The sequence below is a fragment of the Mariniflexile sp. genome (assembly GCF_052728615.1).
Map to the genome: position 1 here is coordinate 52,897 of NZ_JBFVFE010000018.1, position 18,291 is coordinate 71,187.

20 protein-coding genes, 1 tRNA gene and 1 pseudogene are annotated in these 18,291 nt (G+C 33.0%); 5 read left to right on the top strand and 17 right to left on the bottom strand.

What is annotated here, in order from left to right; genetic code table 11:
* The first annotated feature begins 23 nt into the window (after positions 1-23).
* Genes ACU1LP_RS09010 through ACU1LP_RS09020 form a run of 3 tightly spaced genes read left to right on the top strand, consistent with a single transcriptional unit; the run spans position 24 to position 1,469 of the window.
* Positions 24-233 carry a type II toxin-antitoxin system Y4mF family antitoxin gene (locus ACU1LP_RS09010; protein ID WP_106659579.1) on the top strand — a complete coding sequence of 70 codons (210 nt, stop codon included), beginning with the start codon at positions 24-26 and terminating at the stop codon, positions 231-233.
* A gap of 2 nt (positions 234-235) precedes the next feature.
* Positions 236-550: a HipA N-terminal domain-containing protein gene (locus ACU1LP_RS09015; protein WP_445733791.1), complete on the top strand. Its 315-nt coding sequence runs from the start codon at positions 236-238 to the stop codon at positions 548-550.
* Between the two features lie 58 nt (positions 551-608).
* Entirely contained in the window at positions 609-1,469 is an 861-nt protein-coding gene (locus ACU1LP_RS09020) for a HipA domain-containing protein (protein WP_445733790.1), read from the top strand.
* Between the two features lie 98 nt (positions 1,470-1,567).
* Here ACU1LP_RS09020 and ACU1LP_RS09025 read toward each other — a convergent pair whose 3' ends face one another.
* The 17 genes from ACU1LP_RS09025 to mce all read right to left on the bottom strand — a co-directional run bounded on the left by ACU1LP_RS09025 (position 1,568) and on the right by mce (position 17,015).
* Positions 1,568-1,741 carry a hypothetical protein gene (locus ACU1LP_RS09025; RefSeq protein ID WP_445733789.1) on the bottom strand — a complete coding sequence of 58 codons (174 nt, stop codon included), beginning with the start codon at positions 1,739-1,741 and terminating at the stop codon, positions 1,568-1,570.
* Positions 1,742-1,849: 108 nt separating this feature from the next.
* A complete protein-coding gene (locus tag ACU1LP_RS09030; protein ID WP_445733788.1) occupies positions 1,850-2,998 on the bottom strand; it encodes a Wadjet anti-phage system protein JetD domain-containing protein in 1,149 nt (382 codons plus the stop codon).
* Complete coding sequence (locus ACU1LP_RS09035; RefSeq protein ID WP_445736091.1) at positions 2,995-6,345, bottom strand: ATP-binding protein; 3,351 nt, start codon at positions 6,343-6,345, stop codon at positions 2,995-2,997. The genes ACU1LP_RS09030 and ACU1LP_RS09035 overlap by 4 nt, the downstream gene beginning before the upstream one ends.
* A 37-nt stretch (positions 6,346-6,382) precedes the next feature.
* The gene (locus ACU1LP_RS09040) at positions 6,383-6,961 is read right to left on the bottom strand and encodes a DUF4194 domain-containing protein (protein ID WP_445736092.1); all 579 of its coding nucleotides are present in this window, start codon (positions 6,959-6,961) and stop codon (positions 6,383-6,385) included.
* On the bottom strand, positions 6,958-8,418 hold the full coding sequence (locus tag ACU1LP_RS09045) for a DUF3375 domain-containing protein (protein ID WP_445736093.1): 1,461 nt from the start codon (positions 8,416-8,418) through the stop codon (positions 6,958-6,960). Before ACU1LP_RS09045 ends, ACU1LP_RS09040 begins: the two co-directional genes overlap by 4 nt.
* Positions 8,419-8,420: 2 nt before the next feature.
* Positions 8,421-9,272 carry a bifunctional class I SAM-dependent methyltransferase/HIT family protein gene (locus tag ACU1LP_RS09050; RefSeq protein WP_445736094.1) on the bottom strand — a complete coding sequence of 284 codons (852 nt, stop codon included), beginning with the start codon at positions 9,270-9,272 and terminating at the stop codon, positions 8,421-8,423.
* Between the two features lie 8 nt (positions 9,273-9,280).
* Complete coding sequence (locus ACU1LP_RS09055; RefSeq protein ID WP_445736095.1) at positions 9,281-10,336, bottom strand: HNH endonuclease domain-containing protein; 1,056 nt, start codon at positions 10,334-10,336, stop codon at positions 9,281-9,283.
* 20 nt (positions 10,337-10,356) lie between these two features.
* Positions 10,357-11,136 carry a DUF4007 family protein gene (locus ACU1LP_RS09060; protein ID WP_445736096.1) on the bottom strand — a complete coding sequence of 260 codons (780 nt, stop codon included), beginning with the start codon at positions 11,134-11,136 and terminating at the stop codon, positions 10,357-10,359.
* A gap of 138 nt (positions 11,137-11,274) precedes the next feature.
* The gene (locus tag ACU1LP_RS09065) at positions 11,275-11,589 is read right to left on the bottom strand and encodes a DUF6730 family protein (protein WP_445735051.1); all 315 of its coding nucleotides are present in this window, start codon (positions 11,587-11,589) and stop codon (positions 11,275-11,277) included.
* Positions 11,590-11,605: 16 nt separating this feature from the next.
* Positions 11,606-12,463: a relaxase/mobilization nuclease domain-containing protein gene (locus tag ACU1LP_RS09070; protein ID WP_445736097.1), complete on the bottom strand. Its 858-nt coding sequence runs from the start codon at positions 12,461-12,463 to the stop codon at positions 11,606-11,608.
* Entirely contained in the window at positions 12,460-12,984 is a 525-nt protein-coding gene (gene mbpA / locus ACU1LP_RS09075) for a mobilization protein MbpA (RefSeq protein ID WP_445736098.1), read from the bottom strand. The genes ACU1LP_RS09070 and mbpA overlap by 4 nt, the downstream gene beginning before the upstream one ends.
* Complete coding sequence (locus tag ACU1LP_RS09080) at positions 12,962-13,822, bottom strand: toprim domain-containing protein (protein ID WP_445736099.1); 861 nt, start codon at positions 13,820-13,822, stop codon at positions 12,962-12,964. Before ACU1LP_RS09080 ends, mbpA begins: the two co-directional genes overlap by 23 nt.
* 205 nt (positions 13,823-14,027) lie before the next feature.
* Positions 14,028-15,236 (bottom strand): primase-helicase family protein, encoded by a 1,209-nt coding sequence (locus tag ACU1LP_RS09085; protein ID WP_445736100.1) that lies wholly within the window; start codon positions 15,234-15,236, stop codon positions 14,028-14,030.
* Entirely contained in the window at positions 15,233-15,532 is a 300-nt protein-coding gene (locus tag ACU1LP_RS09090) for a helix-turn-helix transcriptional regulator (protein ID WP_445736101.1), read from the bottom strand. Before ACU1LP_RS09090 ends, ACU1LP_RS09085 begins: the two co-directional genes overlap by 4 nt.
* Positions 15,533-15,687: 155 nt before the next feature.
* Entirely contained in the window at positions 15,688-16,455 is a 768-nt protein-coding gene (locus tag ACU1LP_RS09095; protein ID WP_445736102.1) for a hypothetical protein, read from the bottom strand.
* A 28-nt stretch (positions 16,456-16,483) separates the two neighbouring features.
* Positions 16,484-16,557 (bottom strand) — tRNA-Ile (locus tag ACU1LP_RS09100).
* A 47-nt stretch (positions 16,558-16,604) separates the two neighbouring features.
* Complete coding sequence (gene mce, locus ACU1LP_RS09105) at positions 16,605-17,015, bottom strand: methylmalonyl-CoA epimerase (RefSeq protein WP_445736103.1); 411 nt, start codon at positions 17,013-17,015, stop codon at positions 16,605-16,607.
* Between the two features lie 444 nt (positions 17,016-17,459).
* Between mce and rbfA the strand changes: the two genes are divergently transcribed.
* Together rbfA and ACU1LP_RS09115 are read left to right on the top strand one after the other, a co-directional pair.
* The gene (gene rbfA, locus ACU1LP_RS09110) at positions 17,460-17,864 is read left to right on the top strand and encodes a 30S ribosome-binding factor RbfA (protein WP_445736104.1); all 405 of its coding nucleotides are present in this window, start codon (positions 17,460-17,462) and stop codon (positions 17,862-17,864) included.
* 97 nt (positions 17,865-17,961) lie between these two features.
* A pseudogene (locus tag ACU1LP_RS09115) lies at positions 17,962-18,291 on the top strand (ABC transporter permease); the annotation flags it as partial.

Consider the following 18,291-nt stretch of genomic DNA (forward strand, 5'->3'; position numbering starts at 1 on the left):
TTTTACCGCCTAAACAGTATAAAATGAATGATTTTGATTTAGGTGCTTTGATAAAAGACCATCGAAAAAAAGCAGGACTTACCCAACTGGAACTAGCTAATTTAGCAGGAGTTGGTAAAACAACTGTTTTTGATATTGAAAAGAACAAAGAAACGGTACGATTAAATAATCTATTTGCAGTACTCCAAGTACTCAACATTAAAGTAGAATTCAAAAGTCCATTAACTAAATAATCATGAGACAAGCAATAATATTGGCTCACGGAAAAAGAGCTGGAATTTTAACAGAAGTTGCTGCTAACGACTATAATTTTGAGTATGACCAAAATTATGAAGGTGAAGCAGTATCATTAACTATGCCCACTAACCACAAAAAGTATAACTACAAATCCTTCCCTCCCTTTTTCGAAGGGTTATTGCCTGAAGGTGTCATGTTGGAAGGTTTATTACGCATTGCCAAAATTGACAAAAAAGATTATTTCTCTCAACTAATTGCTACAGGAAACGATTTAGTAGGATCTGTAACAGTTCAATTATTGGAAAATGAATAGATGCCCCATTACATACAAATTATGCGGTACGAATACCTATAGCAAAAAAGGAATACGTATGATTGCCCCTAAATTAACGCACTTAAACAATTTACCTTATACAGCAGTAGAATTACGTCAAGAAGCCGCCAATAGAGCTAAAAAACTATCCATTCAAGGAGTACAACCAAAGCTTACTGCATCTGTTTCTATAGTGGATCAAGAATTTAAAATTGTTGATCAATTTGGAACCTATATCATAAAGCCACAAAATGATTTATTCCCACAATTACCCGAGAATGAAGATGTAACCATGCGAATGGCAAAAGCATTTGGTTTAGAAGTTCCTTTTCACGGAATGCTTTATGGCAAAGATGGTAGTTTATCTTATTTTATTAAACGTTTTGACCGCTATGGTAAAGGAAAAAAATGGGCTACAGAAGATTTTGCACAATTAACTGGAAATACTAGAGATACAAAATACCGTTTTACAATGGAGAAACTCATTCCAGTACTTGACGAATATTGTTCATTCCCTGCTATCGAAAAAGCTGATTTTTTCAAAAGAATACTTTTTTGCTATGTTAGTGGAAATGAAGATATGCACTTGAAAAACTTTTCATTGATTACTAAAAATGGTAAAACAACGCTCTCGCCCATTTATGATTTCCTTAACTCTACCATAGCTATTAAAAATCCTGATGAAGAAATAGCGCTCACCCTGAAAGGAAAAAAAAGTAATTTAAAATCAGCTGATTTTATTGACTATTACGCCAAAGAAAGGCTACAACTCAACGAAAAAACAATAACTATAATTCTAGAACAAATGAAAAAAGTAATTCCTATATGGAAGGAATTACTTGAAATTTCTTTTCTTTCTGATGAAATGAAAATAAAATATTTAAAGCTATTGGAAACTAGAATAGTAATGTTTGAGTAATTAGAAATTACTGTAATGAATAAAATATTCTCAAATTAATTTTTAACCTGAGACTTTAAAACTTACATAGGTAATGTGATACTGCCATTTTAACAACCTTATATGTGTTTCTTATATGCTTCTACCGATTCTTTATCGTAGAGAAAAGCATTTCCTTTTTTTATAAATTTTAACTTTCCAGCATTTCTTATATGAGCTAAATCACAATCTTGAATTTTAAGAAATACTTTAGCTTCTTTACTTGTTAAATTTTGTTCATCGCTATACTTCATCTTTTTACCGTTTCTTATTTTTTATATTTTAGGGATTGATATCAAGTATCATATTCAAAAATGATGTCGGTTGAAGGAAGTAGTTTGGGTTTTCTTTAACAAAAAAGCCTATTCATCTTCAAAGTAATCATTCACATAGTCTAATGGAATTTTCTCTTGTTCAAGTCGCCAGTTGTTTGTTTTTAAAATCTCATAAAGTAGTTGTTCTTCGTCTGTTAGTTTTAGTTTAGCAGATAGGTTTGACGTTGTGCCTTTGTCATCTTCAAAAAACTTGTCAAAGGTTTTGTTGTCCATTAATATACTTTTTGTATGTGGAAAGTATGTTCTGAATTGTGATAGAATTTCAAAACCTTGCACGTCTATGTCACCCCAATAAAGTAATTCAAGATCGTCAAACCAACGCACATTTTTTAGATTGAAAACACTAAATCCACTACCAAAAATTGCTATGGTGTCATTCATTTTCGGAAGAGTCAAAGTGGTGTAAAGTGTTGTTTTGTTTTCTACGACCAATGCTTTTCTGATTGGTAATTCCAATTTTTCAAATTGGCTAACTGGAATTGCAATATCATCAATTCCAGAAAAAAATCTGTCCGATATTGTTTTGTCAAGAACTTTAAATCTAATTTGAGGTTCAGCATATTTCAAATAGAATCTTTTTTCAAATTCTTTTTCTTCGGTGTTTACGTGTTCGTAGATAAGGACATCTAGGAGTTCTCTGATAATGCCTTTATTTCTCTCAATAAATTTCGTGTGAACTTTTACTGGCAATTCTCTGATGTAGAAATTTGGTTTTGGATTTTGTTTGAAGTAATGACACACTTGTAAAATGTTTTGCCACGCGTTCAAGTTGTCAATGACCTTTTTAGGATTTCTAATTATCCAATCTTTCAGTTCAAGAAATTCAAATAAGATTTTCTCAATACTTGATTTGAAAAAAAACACTTCGTTCTCTTTTCCTAAGAATTTCAAAAAATCTTTTTCATTGTCAAAATAAATTGAAGTAGGCAAATCCTGAGTTCCTAAATATTTTGTCTTTACTTTTTGAAAGTCTAAGGAATAACCAAAACCTTTTTTTTCCTTTGATTGGCTGTGAATTAGTTGAATTTCTCTTTCAAATTCCGACAATGAAGATTTGGTGTATGACTTATTGCCACGAATTACCAATTTCTCAAAAGGTCTCTGTTCAACCAATGATTGAAGAAATGAAATGTACTTTCTTTCGGTTTTGTCCTTTATTTCTTTTGGTGTAATCATTTAGTCAGATAATTCGCTTTTTCTTCTTTGAATTGTTCAATTGGCATATCATATAGCCACGAATGTCTTTCTTCCTTGCGCTCAACAAAGTGAACAAATGAAATATCGTTTTCTACAATGTGAATATTGTCGCTTGGTGTAACGACTAGCAATTGCAAATGAAGTTGTTTACAAAGTGTAATCAAGTACCGTGCTTTGTCTTCATCTTGAGCCTTGAATGCTTCATCAATGGCAATGAAGCGAAAGGATTTAGATTCTAACCCTTGATTATATCTTGTTAAGCCAAACTGATAAGCAATAGCAGAACCCAAAATAGTATAAGTAAGTTGAGCCTTTTCACCACCTGAAAGTTGCCCCATTGCTTCATAAGTTTTAAACTTTTGATTTGTTTCCTTGTAAAATTCTTCGGCTTTGTAACTAAACCAAAAACGAACGTCCATTACTTTTTTTCGCCATTCTTCTTTGTCTAATCTTTCTATAAATGGTTGAATGTGATTATTGAAATGATGTTTCCTACCTTCAATATTTTTTTCCATTTGGTAAACATTGGGAACGGCATCTTCTAAAAGTTTTCTAAACTCTTTCACTTCATCATTAATCTTGTTGGGTGCAACAAGTTGAATGTAGGTTTGTGGTTTATTTTTGAAGTCAATCTCTTTTAAAGATTCATTCAAATGTTTAATGTTTTCTTTGATTGAATCTGACCAATTTTCAAAGAACATTCTGAAATCACCAACCTTGTTGGTAATTGTTTCTTGCAAATAGTCGTTGAATTTCTTTTCAAATTTTGGAAGATTATCATTCTCCAATCTGGCTAAGAAATTTTGATATTCACTAATTAACTCTAAATGTGTTGAATCGGGTAGAGAATTAACATCAGAACGCCAATCTTTGAATTTGCTTGATATTGCTTCTGAAGGCTGTTTAAAATTATTTATCTTGATGATTACTTCTCTTTCTTTCCTTTCCTTTTGTTCTTGAAGTTCTCGTGTTTGTCTTGAGTTTTCTTTTTGGAATTTCTCACGACTTGTTTCAAAGGTTGCGTATTCTATATTCAGCAAATCAGGATGTTGTTTTTCAAACATTGAAACATCAACAATTCCCAATGGCTCATAAATGGATTTGTTACTTCTTATTGATTGTTCAATAGTACCAACTTCATTTTTCTTGGTAAATATTTCTTGTTCTTTGTCGAAAATTTGAACTTTTGAAAGTTGATTTAATGCGTCTTGAACCTTCTTTAAATCTTCTTGAAGTTGCTTTACACGATTGTTGGTTTTTTCTAATTTATCTTTCTGTTCTGTTTTATCTTGTATATCATTAGCATATGATTGCCAGTTTATATCATCATATTTTTCAAACTTTGAAAATAGATTATGGCATTCATCCTTGAATAAACCTAAGTTTTTTATCTCGGTATTTTTGTTTGCAATCGCTTTCTTATTTTCCGTTTGCTGATTTTGAAGATTAATTAATTCTTTCTTTAAGGAGGAGAGTTTTTCCTTGTTATCCCATCCTAAGACAAAATTTTCTTTACGAGTAATATGTGGCCTGTCGTCTTTTTCGTGTTTGCCCCTTTTGAATTTTATCAATCCATTTTGAGTAATTGCCATTTCGTGGAATTGCTCAAACCCCGAAAGATTATCTACGCAAGTAAAATCAAATTGAGATTCCAAATAGTTCTCAATCCAATCGTAATATTGTGTTTTGGGCTTAATTTCAATTTTGTTGATTAATGATTTTTCATTAAGTGTCTTGTTCTTGAAATTCTTAAGATAGTCTTGGTCTTCATACTTGTCGTAACGAATTCTGCCTTTCAAATTATTGCTATTCACATATTGATTCACTGATGAATAATACTTTGGTGGAACAATCAAACGTAAAGCAAAATTATGCAACACTTTTTCAATAGATGATTCCCATTTCATTTCATCATCTTTTACCTTGATGAGTTCGCCAATGAACGGAATTTCTTCTCTGCTTGCTCCAATATGTGCAATGATTTCATCTCGTATTTCGGCTTCACGCCCAGCAATGTTGTTTTTATTTTCTTGGAGTGTTTTTATAGTCTTTACTAAATCTTCGGTGTCTTGTTTTAGTTTATCTTCTTCATTTTTTAAGGCTCGTAGATTTTCATTTTCATCATCAATATTATGTTGAGTACTTTGTTTTAATTGCTTCGCACTTTCTCTGTTTGTGATAAATATATCTTCACTTGGGTTGGTGCTAAATTTTAGGTTTTGGGCAATTTTATTATATTCATCAAGTTTTTTGCTTCTGTTGTCTTTTAAGGTTTGAAGATTTTTAATTTCTTTCTCTAAATCTTTGATTTTACTTCCGACTTCATCTTTTTCAATAGAAATCGAGATAGTTCGTTCTTCTTGTTTTAGTTCTTCCTCTTTATTTCGTAAATCGGTCAACTCATCATTCAATCGCTGAAATTCTTCTTTACATTTTTCTAATTCGTTTTCACCCAACTCAACACCTTTTTTTGCAAACCAATAAACTGCGGTTTCTTTTGACCTTTCTAATTGAAATAAATCTGCTTTGATGTTGGTTAGTGCTATTGCAATTTCATTGATTGGATTCAATTGTTCAATTTGTTCTTTAGCCTTTTCAATGTTGGTTTTAGCATCCATTAAAGTCAAGAAACTTTCTTTCAGTTGAATGAATTCTGCTTCCGCATCCTGCTCATCCAACATATTGGTTCTTATGAAATCATCTAAGTCTTCCAGTACTTTTACCCCAACAACTTGATTGAACAAAGTCAACGCCTTTGTTGAACGCATTCCAAATAAGTCCGCCAATCTTTCTGCATAAGCATTAGGACCATCTATGAACTCAATTTTCTTTTTTGTAACATTCGAGTTATACTTTTTATCTAAAACCTTTTTCCAATTTCCTTTTGAATCGAATTGACCAAAATCAGATTCTACTTCAAGAGGAACGTGAGCAATTCCGAATTGCCGTCTTAATTCATTATTAGAAAACCAACGTACTTGAAAAAGTGTAATTTGTTTTTGGTCGGCATTGGAGAACGAAGCAAGAATTACTGAATATGTATTTGTATCACGCAATTTTTGTGTTGATGTAGAAGTTTTTCCTTCTTCTTGAATGTTTCCGTAATGTCCCAACACATATGTTTCTTCGGTGCGGTCGCCTTTTTTTTCAACGCCCGAAGATTGATTGTAAAAACGGTCTTTCTTTGCAGGAACAATTAGAGTAAGCAACGCGTCAATGTATGTACTTTTTCCTGATGCGTTTGCACCTGTCAAAAGTGAATTATTTCCTTTCGGATTTATTCTAAAAACCTTTTCGTTAAATGTTCCCCAGTTGTAAACTTCCATATATTGAAGTCTGAACCCCGCTTTGTCGGAACTTGTACTAAACAGACTCAACATAATCTTTTAACTTATTTTCAAAATCTTGTAAAATATCAAGAGTTATTTTTTCTTTTATAATTCTATGAATTTGGTATTTTGTTTCATTTTCTTTCTTGCTGATTTCCTTTAAGTAGCCCAAATCAACAGCCGCATTGATATACCTATCGAGTTCTTTTATAAACTTAACTCTATCATATTTCTCAGGGAGAAATAATTCTAACTCGTCCTTTATTTCTGTATTTGTGATAAATTTTTCGGTTGCTAATTGTGTTGGATTACTGTCAAAATCTTCTAGGCTTTGCCTTAGAACAACAAGCACAATTGACGTTTCAAAACCGATTTGTCGCCTTTGAACTAATCCGAGAGTGCTACCTTCATTATCTTCAAGTTGCTTTACGAAAGCAAATCCTTCATCTTTTTTAACGATTAGCTCTAAACCAATTTTGCCAAGGTAATCCTGAATTTCGTTTTGATAATTTATTACATCTTCCCAGACATTTGAGTTTCGTTCAACGGTTGATTTCAACAACCTTACAATGGCTTTGCTATAAGGTGTAATATGTTTTTCTAAACTGCTCATTTGGTCAAAATAATTTCAGGAATTTTAATTTGTTTGCGGTTGTCCGCATCAAAAATGATACTTTGAGTTTTATTAGGATTGATAACGTGTTTGAATTCTTTCACAATGCCTATATAACCGAACAACTCAGGCAATCCTTTTTCAAGACCACCATAATTTTCTACAACATCTAAAAGTGTGGTCTGCGACTTTTCTCTAAGTATATCTTTTATCCTTTTTCTCAACAATTCTTTATCAATGTTAGATTGTGAAAACAACCTGCCCAATTGATTAGATGATGTAATGTCTTCGTTGGCAATTTTAGGTCTGTTAGTGTATGTAACTTCTTGGGATTGCTCTTTGGTGAGTTTGCGTTCAAATGGAATATTTATTTCCGTTGATGTTTCTAAATCAAATGAAATATCAGGTTTGTTCTTTGATTTACTGATTTCCACAAGTTGTTTCTTGATGTCTTGAATTATTTTTTTCGTGGCTTCTGATTTAGAACTTTCATTCTCACGAATTATACGGCTTAGTTTTTCAGCCATTTTATCATTGGCTTTATAAACCTTTTGTCCTGAACTATGGAGATGCCTTTTCATTCCTATTAGGAATGTGTCACTTATGGGAATTGATTTTTCTTCTAAAGTCGTATATAAATCTTTGGTCAAACTTTCCCATTTGTGTTGTAAATCTGGATTTAGTATGAATGACCAAAAAGCGTAAAAGCTTTTTCCTTGTTGGCTTTCTTTCAATGATTCAAGTGCATCAAAAGTGAATTCAAGTATGTCACTTTTGGATAGACTTCCGTCAGCGTGTTTTTGATAAATTCCTTTAGTAATTTCTTTAAAGTTGTCTTCAACTTCTTTAAAATCAGATAATAATTCTTTAGCGGATTGATTGAGTTGATTGAAACGGGGTACAATTTCAAATTCTTCAAATATCTTAACGTCTTCTCCAATTTTTATTCGTTGAATTTGTTGTTCAATTTCTAATTTTTTCTCTTCCAATAACTCAATACGCTTTTCGGCATCTTCATTAGTAAACTCAACCAACTCTTTCAATTGATTCAGTATGTTGTTGAATTTTGATTCAGTACCAACAAACTCTTCCTTTTTCAAACTTGCCAACCAATCTATGGTTTTGCTAGAATGTGAAGAAAGTTCATAAAAAACTTCACCTTGTTCATCAGGATAATTTGTCAAAAAGCCATTGTTAGTCCAATTTTGAATATATTTTTTGGCTTTTTCTTCATAGGTGTCGAAAAAATTGATTTCACTTTCTTCATCAATTTCAATTCTCTGTCCTTCTAAAAAGTCCGCTAATTGAGAGTGAATATTTTCGGATAAAATGTAGCCTTGTTTGTTTAAGAAGGTTCTTACTAGAAATTCAATAATCATTTCTCTGTTTCTTAAACGCAACAAACTAACACTTGGTGAAGTGTCGAGAGTATTTAGTATTTGAGAAATGTCTGCCATTGTTAGTATTTCTGTTTATGCGGAATCACACCCCTCACACCACCTCTCGGTACTTCAACATCTCCATCATATCTTGGAATCAAGTGAATATGAACGTGATTAATAGTTTGACCTGCTTTTTCTCCAATATTAATCCCAATATTAAACCCATCTGGATTGAATTTTTCAGAAACAATTTCCTTCACTTTGTTCAACATAAAAACGCAAGCGGATTGTTCTTTGAAAGTTAAGTCGAAATAATCTTCAATATGCCTTTTTGGAATGATTAAAGCGTGTCCATCATTGACAGGAAATTTATCGTAAATGGCATAAGCAGTTGCGGACTCAACGATAAGTTCTCGTTCTGAATCAGGATTGCAAAATGGACAATCCGTGTTTTCAGTTTTTTTTATTTGGTTGTAGTGTTGATATTCGTAAATCTCGCAATTTTGATTTCTGAAAAATGATTTTGAATTTAAAACCACATTGCATTGATAAGTTTTCTTTTGATGAATTTTATGAGTTCTAAATCCCTCATATTGCAAATCTCTTCTTACTGCTATATAAACTTTTCCATTTGGTTTGACGAGTTGTGACAATTCCATTAAAACAGTTGCTTGCTCTTCGGGCATCAGCACATTCAAAACGTAAAAGCAAATTATGGTATCATATTTTTTGTTTGGATATTCTGGAAAATGAAATTTGTCGTAGCCGTCAATATTAATACCTTTTGCTTTTAGCAATTTAACATCGCTTCCATAGCCACAACCAAAATCCAAAACATCACCAACTATTAAATTTTTATTAAGCAATATTTTAGCAGGAAAAGAGAGTGTATCTCTTTCCTTTGCAGTTAAGTGGCTATTTGGATTCAACTGTTACATTATTTCATAAATTCAAAACCGTTATTGGAAGCAATTGATATTAAAGGCTGAATGATTTCTTTAAACTTATCTTGATTAATACTGTTTTCCTCAATATGTAAAACCGTTAAATAATCTTCAAGTAATTTATTCTTAGGCGTTCTTCTTCTTACAATTTCATAAGCATTTTTTTGTAATTGATAGAACGGTTCAAAGTACTTCTCAAAAATGGGTAGTCTATTGCTTTTTGAACTATTAAAAGATTTATCTGCTGGAATCAGATTCCAAATTAAATCGTGAGAAACAAATGAATAGGGGATAAAATGTTCAACTGCATAATTTCCCTTTATTAATTTTTCTCCAGTATAAATACAATCTACCGAACCCAATTCATCCAAAACAACATCCCAAAATTGAGTTCTTTGTTTATTTAATCCGTTTCTTGTCGCTGGTTTTATTAGTTTATTTGGAATATCGGGCACATTCGGATTCTTAGATTGTAAAAACAAAGCCAAATTCCAAAAGCAGAAATCCTTTAATACTCTTGCATTAGAAATCAAATAATTAATCCAAAAAGGATTTATCTCAATATAATCTTGATGCAAAGCATACAAACTTTTTGATTCAAATCTTTGAGATTCAGAATAAATTCTTTTTTCTCGCATTGAGTCTGTTTCATTTTCAATTTTTGGAAACCAAGGACTTAAAAACCAATGTGGGACATTTTTATTGAAATGCCATAATAGTTTTTCTGTGTCTGAATTTTTTGTTGTAAAAAGTTTTTGAAAAACTGTTTCTCTTTTCTCGTCAATTGTAATGGATTCAAAACTATTTATTGAACGAATAGCGTTTTGTATTAAATCTTGTTTGCCGAACGATACATTAAAATAGTTGACAGTAAACCAAGAATTAGAAATCATCCTTGAAAACAATTCCCTTTTAGTAACTTTTAAAGTTCCATTTTCAGCAGCTTGTAGAATTGAAAGAAGCCAATAAAATTTATAAGTAGCACTAGTTTTATTGAAACAAGCAGCTAATAAATTTACAGGTAATTCTTTTGATTCGGGCAATATCATTTTAAATCTTATTTATATCGTTATGCGACTATTTGCGTTAGGGATTGTAGTGGAAATCCTTTTGTCCTGAAGGGCAAAAGATTGGAACGGAAAGCCCGACCCGATAGAGGGACGCCCAAAGCATTTAAACTAATAGAGTTTCCATAAGTTCGATTATCAAGTATTGCATATAATACAACTAATTCGGGAAGATTGTCTCTCTCCGTGTTTTCAATGTAGTATTGCTTGTCTCTTGCTTTTAAAAATTCTATCTCAGACAGTATTCCCGAGAAACTATCTTCAACATTTTTACTGTCGCTGTCGCTTTTATACAGGTTTGTAAAAACAGTAAAATCCTTACCTACCGTATTTTCATTAAAATTCAAATCAGGGTTATTTTCACCAATTCTCTTTACATAATTCACAAAAGTTATCTGATGAAAAAACAAGTTTTCTTTTCTGAATTCATTAAAAATGATGCTGTAAATTGAAGCATGTCCATTATTCACAAGCTGATAATGCAAAAGCCACAAACTTGCTTCGTCTTCTAAATATGGGTCATAACCTATTTCATCATCAAGTAGTCGTTTTCCAAATTCAGTTGGGACATCTTTATTATCAGTAATATTGAATGCCTTTAGCCAAAATCGTATGGATGAAACCATGTTTTTTCCCACTCCAAGCCGAACGACAGCATCTTCGTCATTAAAACTTTTACCTTCCTTCACGTAGTCATATCCCTTCTTTAGCCAAAGCTGTCGGCATTGAAAAGAATCGTGTCCTGAGAATGTATATTTTGTGATTTCTGAACTTTCTATCATTAATATTTATTGTGAAAACCTATTATTTTATAAAACACAAAGTAACCAATTTTTTACTGTTTTTTGAACTAAAAAAATACTTAATATCAACATCTCATATATAGATAACAGCAATAGAATATTTGTTTTTCCATTAACCTATTTAAATACAATATAAGAAATAGATACTAAGCTAAATGCTAAACTAACTATAAACACCACAATCGCCCAAGTAGGATATATTTTGGTTTCATTTATTTTATTATTAAAACGACTTTCAAAACGTTCCAATGTATCTTTATGAATTGCCATTTGTTGCTGATGCTCTTCCACAATGGATTTGTATTCTGATAAATCCATTGTGATTTTGGCAACACTGATTTGTTCATTGATTTTATCCAGTTTTTCAATGCCTTTATTAAAATCATTGATCTCATTTACTAGTAATGCGGTTAATTCTTCGAGTTTTGTCATGATTGCTTTTTTTAATTTAATATCCGATTCCTTTTTGGATTGCTTTTTTAATAATGAACTTAGCAATTTTTAAAGCTAAACTTGGTGTCAGGTCAACCACCTTACCAGCTAGTTTGATGCTTAAATTGTTTTCTTTTAAAATACTTTTACCTTGAATACCTGATATCTGTTTTCCAATATTGCCAACGGACATATTACGGTGGATTTCACTGCCCTTTAGGTTATGCCCATTGAACTCAAACCGAAAGCCCTGTAACTTATTTTGATTGTTAATGGTTGGGATTACTTTTACGCCATTAACTTGCATAGCTTTTACATAATCATCAAAGGATTTTGGCTTGAACTGTTTCATGGTCAGGTCATGCCGGCGTTTGATTTCTGATCGGATTTCCCTTAAGTTAAATTCCTTTTCAAACTGCACTTGTTTTACGGTGGTTAAGCCCATTTGTTCCGCCACTTTTTCAGCAGCCAACTGACTGCGTTTCCCTATAAAACTATCGTTAAAAGCAACGCCTCTAAAATCTATACGGTTCACATATAAATGGATGTGCTTATGTTCCTTGTCCCGATGCACAAACGCAATGGCTTGTCGCTCGTTTAATTTCATTTCATGGATAAAACGTTTTGTGATTTCGTTTAGATCCTTTGGTTCCAATCTTTTGCCATCTTCTATCGTTGGACTGATTATAAAAGATAGCGTGTTCTTTGTACAGTTGTAATTCTGGTCCTGGAGCATTTTGAACTCTTTGGTTATTTCTGCTGGAGTGTTGCCATGCAAAAATTCCTTTAATACAATTTCGGCATCCTTTTCCTGATCCCATCCGTAGGACATGGAAGCTTTGGTATGTGATATGCTTTTTCCTTTGCCAATCATTCCTGAAATTTTTTAAGATGTAATTTAATTTCGCTTGCCAATTCATATACCATTTCCTTAAGCTTTGGATTCCGCTTTTTATACATGTTTCCAATCCACTTAAAATTGTTGTGGTATTTAATGAGCATTTTGTAAAGTTGGATATGTTCGTCTGTAAACCGTTCTGTGATTTCCATTTCAAATAAGCTTCGCCTTATGTATTCACTTAAGCTCAATCCGCAACTGGTTGCCTTCACTTTCAGAAGCTTCTTTTCGTAGATGGAACATCGAAACTTAACGAGGTCACCCTTCCCCTTAAATACTTTTTTTTCTTTGCGACCAAGGGGAGCAAACGAGAATGTGTCCACAGACACACATCTCGCGTTCCTCCCCAAGACCATTTCAGTTTCCGGTTTATTAGTTTCAAAAGCCAATTCAATGGTATCCGAATTTAATATTTCATCGGTCGGAAGGATTAGGATCTGTTCCTTTGGTTTATGTTCTAGTTGATTTTTAATCTCAACTAATTTTCCCTTTTTCATTACAAATAAATTCGTTTAGATCTTTGTGGTTTTTATAGATTGCACTTTTATCAATTGTATTATTATACTTTTCCAACAGGTACTTGGTAGCATGCATTCCTGCCGTATCATTATCTAAATAGAGATAGACGTTCTCATAATTTTTTATGAAAGGTTCCATGTCTTTTATAAATGCAATGGAGTTCAAAACAATGCTGTCTGAGGTGTTCATTAAAACGTCATCCAAAGTAGCCAATGACAACAGATCGAACATGCCTTCCAAAATGATCAATTGTTTGTTGTCGTTTTGGATGTATGTATAAGATTTTGGGCTGCTACTGTTTTTATAAAACTTGTTTCGCAATTCCCAACCATTTTTATTGTTTCGTAATCCGATGGCAAAAAAATAAGCGTCTTTATACCTGTACCAAACTTCTTTACAATAGGTCTTGGCAATGGCTATTGAAATTCCTCTGGAACTTAGATATTGAATTAAGGCAGGATGTACTAACTCTTCAATTTTTGTTATGTCAATCTGGTTTTTATTATCATTAAAAATCGGTTGCTGCTGAAATGAAAAACCTTTTATTCCATCACCCAAAAATTCCAAAGCTTCCTTTATGGAACATTTTAAAATCCTGCATACCAAATCGATCACATTGCCTCCAACACCTTCGCCATGATCGTACCATCGGTTTTTGGTTTTAGAAACTTTAAAAGAGGCTTGGGTTTCTGACCTGAAAGGGCTCAGAAACCAAGCTTCTTTTTCCGCTGTCATTTTGGGAAAGTGTCCTAATTTTTCCAGTGTTTTTATCACTGAAAAATTACGGGCTGTTTCACAATTTATTTTTCTTTTCATTAGCCTGTGTGTTTTTTGTGAATTTTTGATGATTTGATGACAATGTCCTCTAAAGCCCATATATAACTGGGTTTAACCCGTCATCGTTTTGTCATCATATCATCATTTATATTTTTTATGACCTATTTTCTGTCATCATTATTTTTTTTGATGATAAAATGATGACAGTTTGATGACAGCCTTAGCCTTTATAAACATTGGGGTTCTACGATTCTGTCATCGTATCATCAAAATTTTTGGTCAAAAAATCCTTTTCTACGGTAAAATATCTGCCTTTTGCATCCACCAAGGTCATATCGCCATCGGTCCAAATCACAAATTTTTGATATTTGTTCGAGTTCTCTTGATTGTTTAATTTCCAATCTGTTTTCAGTAATTTACGCAGTTGTGTCAAATCCGTTTTTACCCGGGTTTTGTTGAGTGCCAATAAGGCATCCATTGGACAGAGATCTACAGTCTCTATATCGAATTTTTCAAGCACACTCATAAGAATACTCGCCAGTTCTTTTTCAACCCTGTTGCGATTGTTCTGTACTAGTTTTACCAATGCTTGGGTTTTAATTTGGTGTGCCGTAAACCACATCCGGGTTAAATGCCTAGAGCTTAGTTTTCTGTTTGATAAAAAATGCATAAAAGCTGGAATTTCCTTGATTAGGTTTTCAAGGAAGTTGGTTTGCTCTTTATCAACGGTTGGGATTTTAATTACCCAAAATCTGGTTTCATTAGCATCAATCTTTATAAAATTGTCTTCATTGTTACTACACAGAATAAACTTTCCAAAGAATTCCACTTCACGTTTATCCTTGCCTTTGGCTTCCAACTTATTTATGTTGGTAGTACTCAGGTATTTTATGCGTTCGGTGAGTTCTTCTTTATTGAACAAAACTTCGTCAATACATATTAAAAGTTTGTTCGCCCAATCGGCATTGAACTGACTGCTAAAGCTGTCATTGGTCAAGTAGGTCAAATTGTTATCAAAGATTTCCTTGAGCCATTTTAAAAAGGTGCTCTTGCCTGTGGAGCGTTCTTTGGAAATCAAACATAATATTGGCAGTATCTGGATAGGTCTAGTATATAGCAGCTGTAAATAATCCAGACCCAACTCAAAGTAGTCTCCGAAAATATGTTTTATGAATTTTAACGAAAGGGAAACATTGCCTTCTTTTGGCAGTTTCCCTAATGGAGAGTACACATTGTAAAATCCGAGGAATTCCTTCTGAAAGTTCAGGTGACTTGGCATACAGGTAAAACCATCGTATTTAGGGATTTTACTTAAATGGTCCTTGCCATGATCCTGTTTTATGGTCTCCATATTCCAATGGACTAAAATTTCGTTAAAGTGTCCTGCTATCGTAGGTGCTTTAACGTTTTTATAATAGGAAGTGCCCACGCGGATGTATGTTGTGTCTATCATAATCCTGATTTTTTATTCTGCAACAGTTGCTCATTGAACTGTCTTTCTAAAAATTCATCAGATACGTTAGGTGTTCCCAAAAGCCAAGCATCGATATCTTCTTTGTTGAAGAACAATTGACGGATATGCTTATTGTTTCCTGTAGGTATCAGCTTTAATTGGGAAAGTTTGTAAATCTTGCTCTTGGATAGCCCAGTGTATTTTACAAGGTCATCAATGTTAAATACTTTTTTAGTGTGGGAAAGCAGTCCTTTGATATCCTGCAATAAGTCCACCACATTTTCTTGCTCATTCATAATCTTTATTTTTAAGAATTAATAATGAGTAAAGGCCCTTTACTTTGATTGTACAGGACAAACATATGACGTTAAATACAGTAAAAACAATAGAGAAATAACGATTGCTTTAGAATTGCTCTAAGTTTTCTATATAAATTGAAGAAGTGTGCATATTAGGCGATACCTAATCCTTTAGAAATGTCCTTTCGCACATCATCATACTTACCCTCTTGGGTGCTAGAACACCATTTCGAATAACTTGAAGGAAGCGTGCTTGGATTGATTTCAGCGTCTTGAAACGTAAACCTTTCGGAAATGAGCATGTTTAATGACTCTTTGGGTTTCGTATCCATCCTAAAAATTCCGCCACGAATTATCAAATCCAAAAAAGTAAATAAAAAGCGAATGTTTCCTGATTGTTTGTTTTTTGGGGTTTCCCTGATTACAATTTTTTGCATTGTAGGAAAACCATTGATTAACCTTAGAAGGTTCTCAATATCATTATCGTCAAAACCGAAAAAAGCAGTATCAATTCTAGATGAAAATAACTGCAAAAAAGTAAAGCCCTGAACATTGTTTTTAAATAGCTCCTCGGATTTGAACCATGTAATCACTAGTAATAAGGTCAAACTAAACAACAAGATAACAAAAAGATAACTTGCTATAATTTGAATGAGAGAATAGGTAGAAGTTGAAATTAAAAAATAAAGGGTCAATGGTAATATGCCAAAGATAATTACTACGACAGCAGAAAGTCTATTTGTTGTTAACGAAGAATGCCTAAGCCAAAGAAGTTTCAAATCCTTTCTGCTTTTATATAGCCAACTTGCCAATATGTCGCCTAATCGTTCCACTTCATAAAGATAAGAATAAATGAAAGCAAAAGAAAAACGAATTGTTGTACAGATGTTGTACTGATGTAAAAAAAGAAAACCTTTCAATCTCTTGAAAGGCTTGTCTTTGCTAGCGTGGTCCCACCTGGGCTCGAACCAGGGACCACCTGATTATGAGTCAGGTGCTCTAACCAACTGAGCTATAGGACCCAATTTGGCTGCGAATTTAATACTAATTTTATAACTCTACAAGAAAATTATTCTTTTAAAACAATTTCTTGACAGAGCTCTATTAGCACCCCATTGATGCTCTTGGGGTGCAGAAAAACAACCAGCTTATTATCGGCTCCTTTTTTTGGGGTTTCGTTTAAAATTACGAACCCTTCTTTGGTCAATCTTTTTACTTCGTCCTCAATATCATCCACATCAAACGCGATGTGGTGAATGCCTTCTCCCTTTTTATCAATAAACTTTGCAATAGGGCTGTCTTTATCGGTAGCTTCCAAAAGTTCAATTTTATTGTTTCCAACTTTAAAAAACCAGGTTTTCACACCTTCACTTTCCACAATTTCAGTTTTATAGCTCGCTTCGCCAAATAATTTGGAAAACAATTGGTTAGAATCTTCTAAGTTTTTAACCGCAATTCCTATATGTTCAATTTTTTTCATTTAATATTTTTTCATTCCCTCGAAGGTGGGAGTTACATATTAGTTTATTGGTTTCATTCGTTAGCAAAAACTATGCACTTTCAGTTGCTACCCACTTTTGTATCTTTGATTGGTCTCACATGTAATTAATACTATGTGCTGCTTTAGCTTCTAAAAATTATTAACCGCAAATTCGCAAATTAATTATCACAGTATTATGTGTTTTACGCGAATTTCACGAAGCAGACTTTCAGTCTGCAAACCAAACTATGGACTTCTGGTTTAGTTTGTCATTCCCTCAAAGCAGGGAATCTTTTTTATTTCCGCATTCTTTCCGCGAAAGCGAAACCTTTATTTTTAAAGCATTTGCGAAAACGTACTTAATATACAAATTTTGCAAATCAAAAGTAAGATAATCTTTAAATATCCTGTATTTTTGCCCCATAAACCATTATGGTATTAAAAATGAGTAACGTAGAGGAGAGTCAAAGACAAAAAAAAATAGGGTCGGTTTTACAGCGCGACTTGGTTGATGTGTTGCAAGGCGCTGCTACCCGAGGTGGCATGCACGGTATTTTAATATCGGTTTCCAAAGTTAAGGTAACGGTAGATCTTTCGGTTGCCAAAGTCTATCTAAGTATTTTTCCTAACGATAAAGCCAAAGAATTGTTGGTGGGAATAAAATCCAATTCACCTTTGATTAGACACGAACTGGCGCAACGCACCAAAAACCAACTTCGCAGAATGCCTAATTTAGAGTTTTTTATAGACGATTCTTTAGAATATATCGATCAAATTGATAAATCTTTAAAAGGGCAGGAAAACCCAATTAAAGACCCCAGCATGTTGGACAAAAGAAGAAAATCGTAATTGCCAATTGAATTTTTAACCTCTTAGCTCTTATTGTTTTTTAATGGTCTGCTTGAACGTTCATTTTAATCGTTATTTTTTCATAACATCATAGATTATGAATGTTTCATTATATATAGCAAAACGTTATTTACGCTCTAAAAGCAGTAACAATGCTATCAATTTTATTACCATCATTGCCATTGTTGGCGTTATTTTAGGTGCAGCATCGTTGTTTATTGTGCTATCGGGTTTTGCGGGCTTAAAAGATTTTACACTTCAGTTTTCCAGTGTGGTTGACCCCGATTTAAAAGCGGAAACCACTCAGGGAAAGTCTTTTATTTTAACCGAAGACGAGGCTTCTAAACTTAATACGCTGGACGACATTGCAGTGTATTCTAAAATTGTTGAAGAACGTATCATTATAGCTTCGGGGGACAAAAACGTT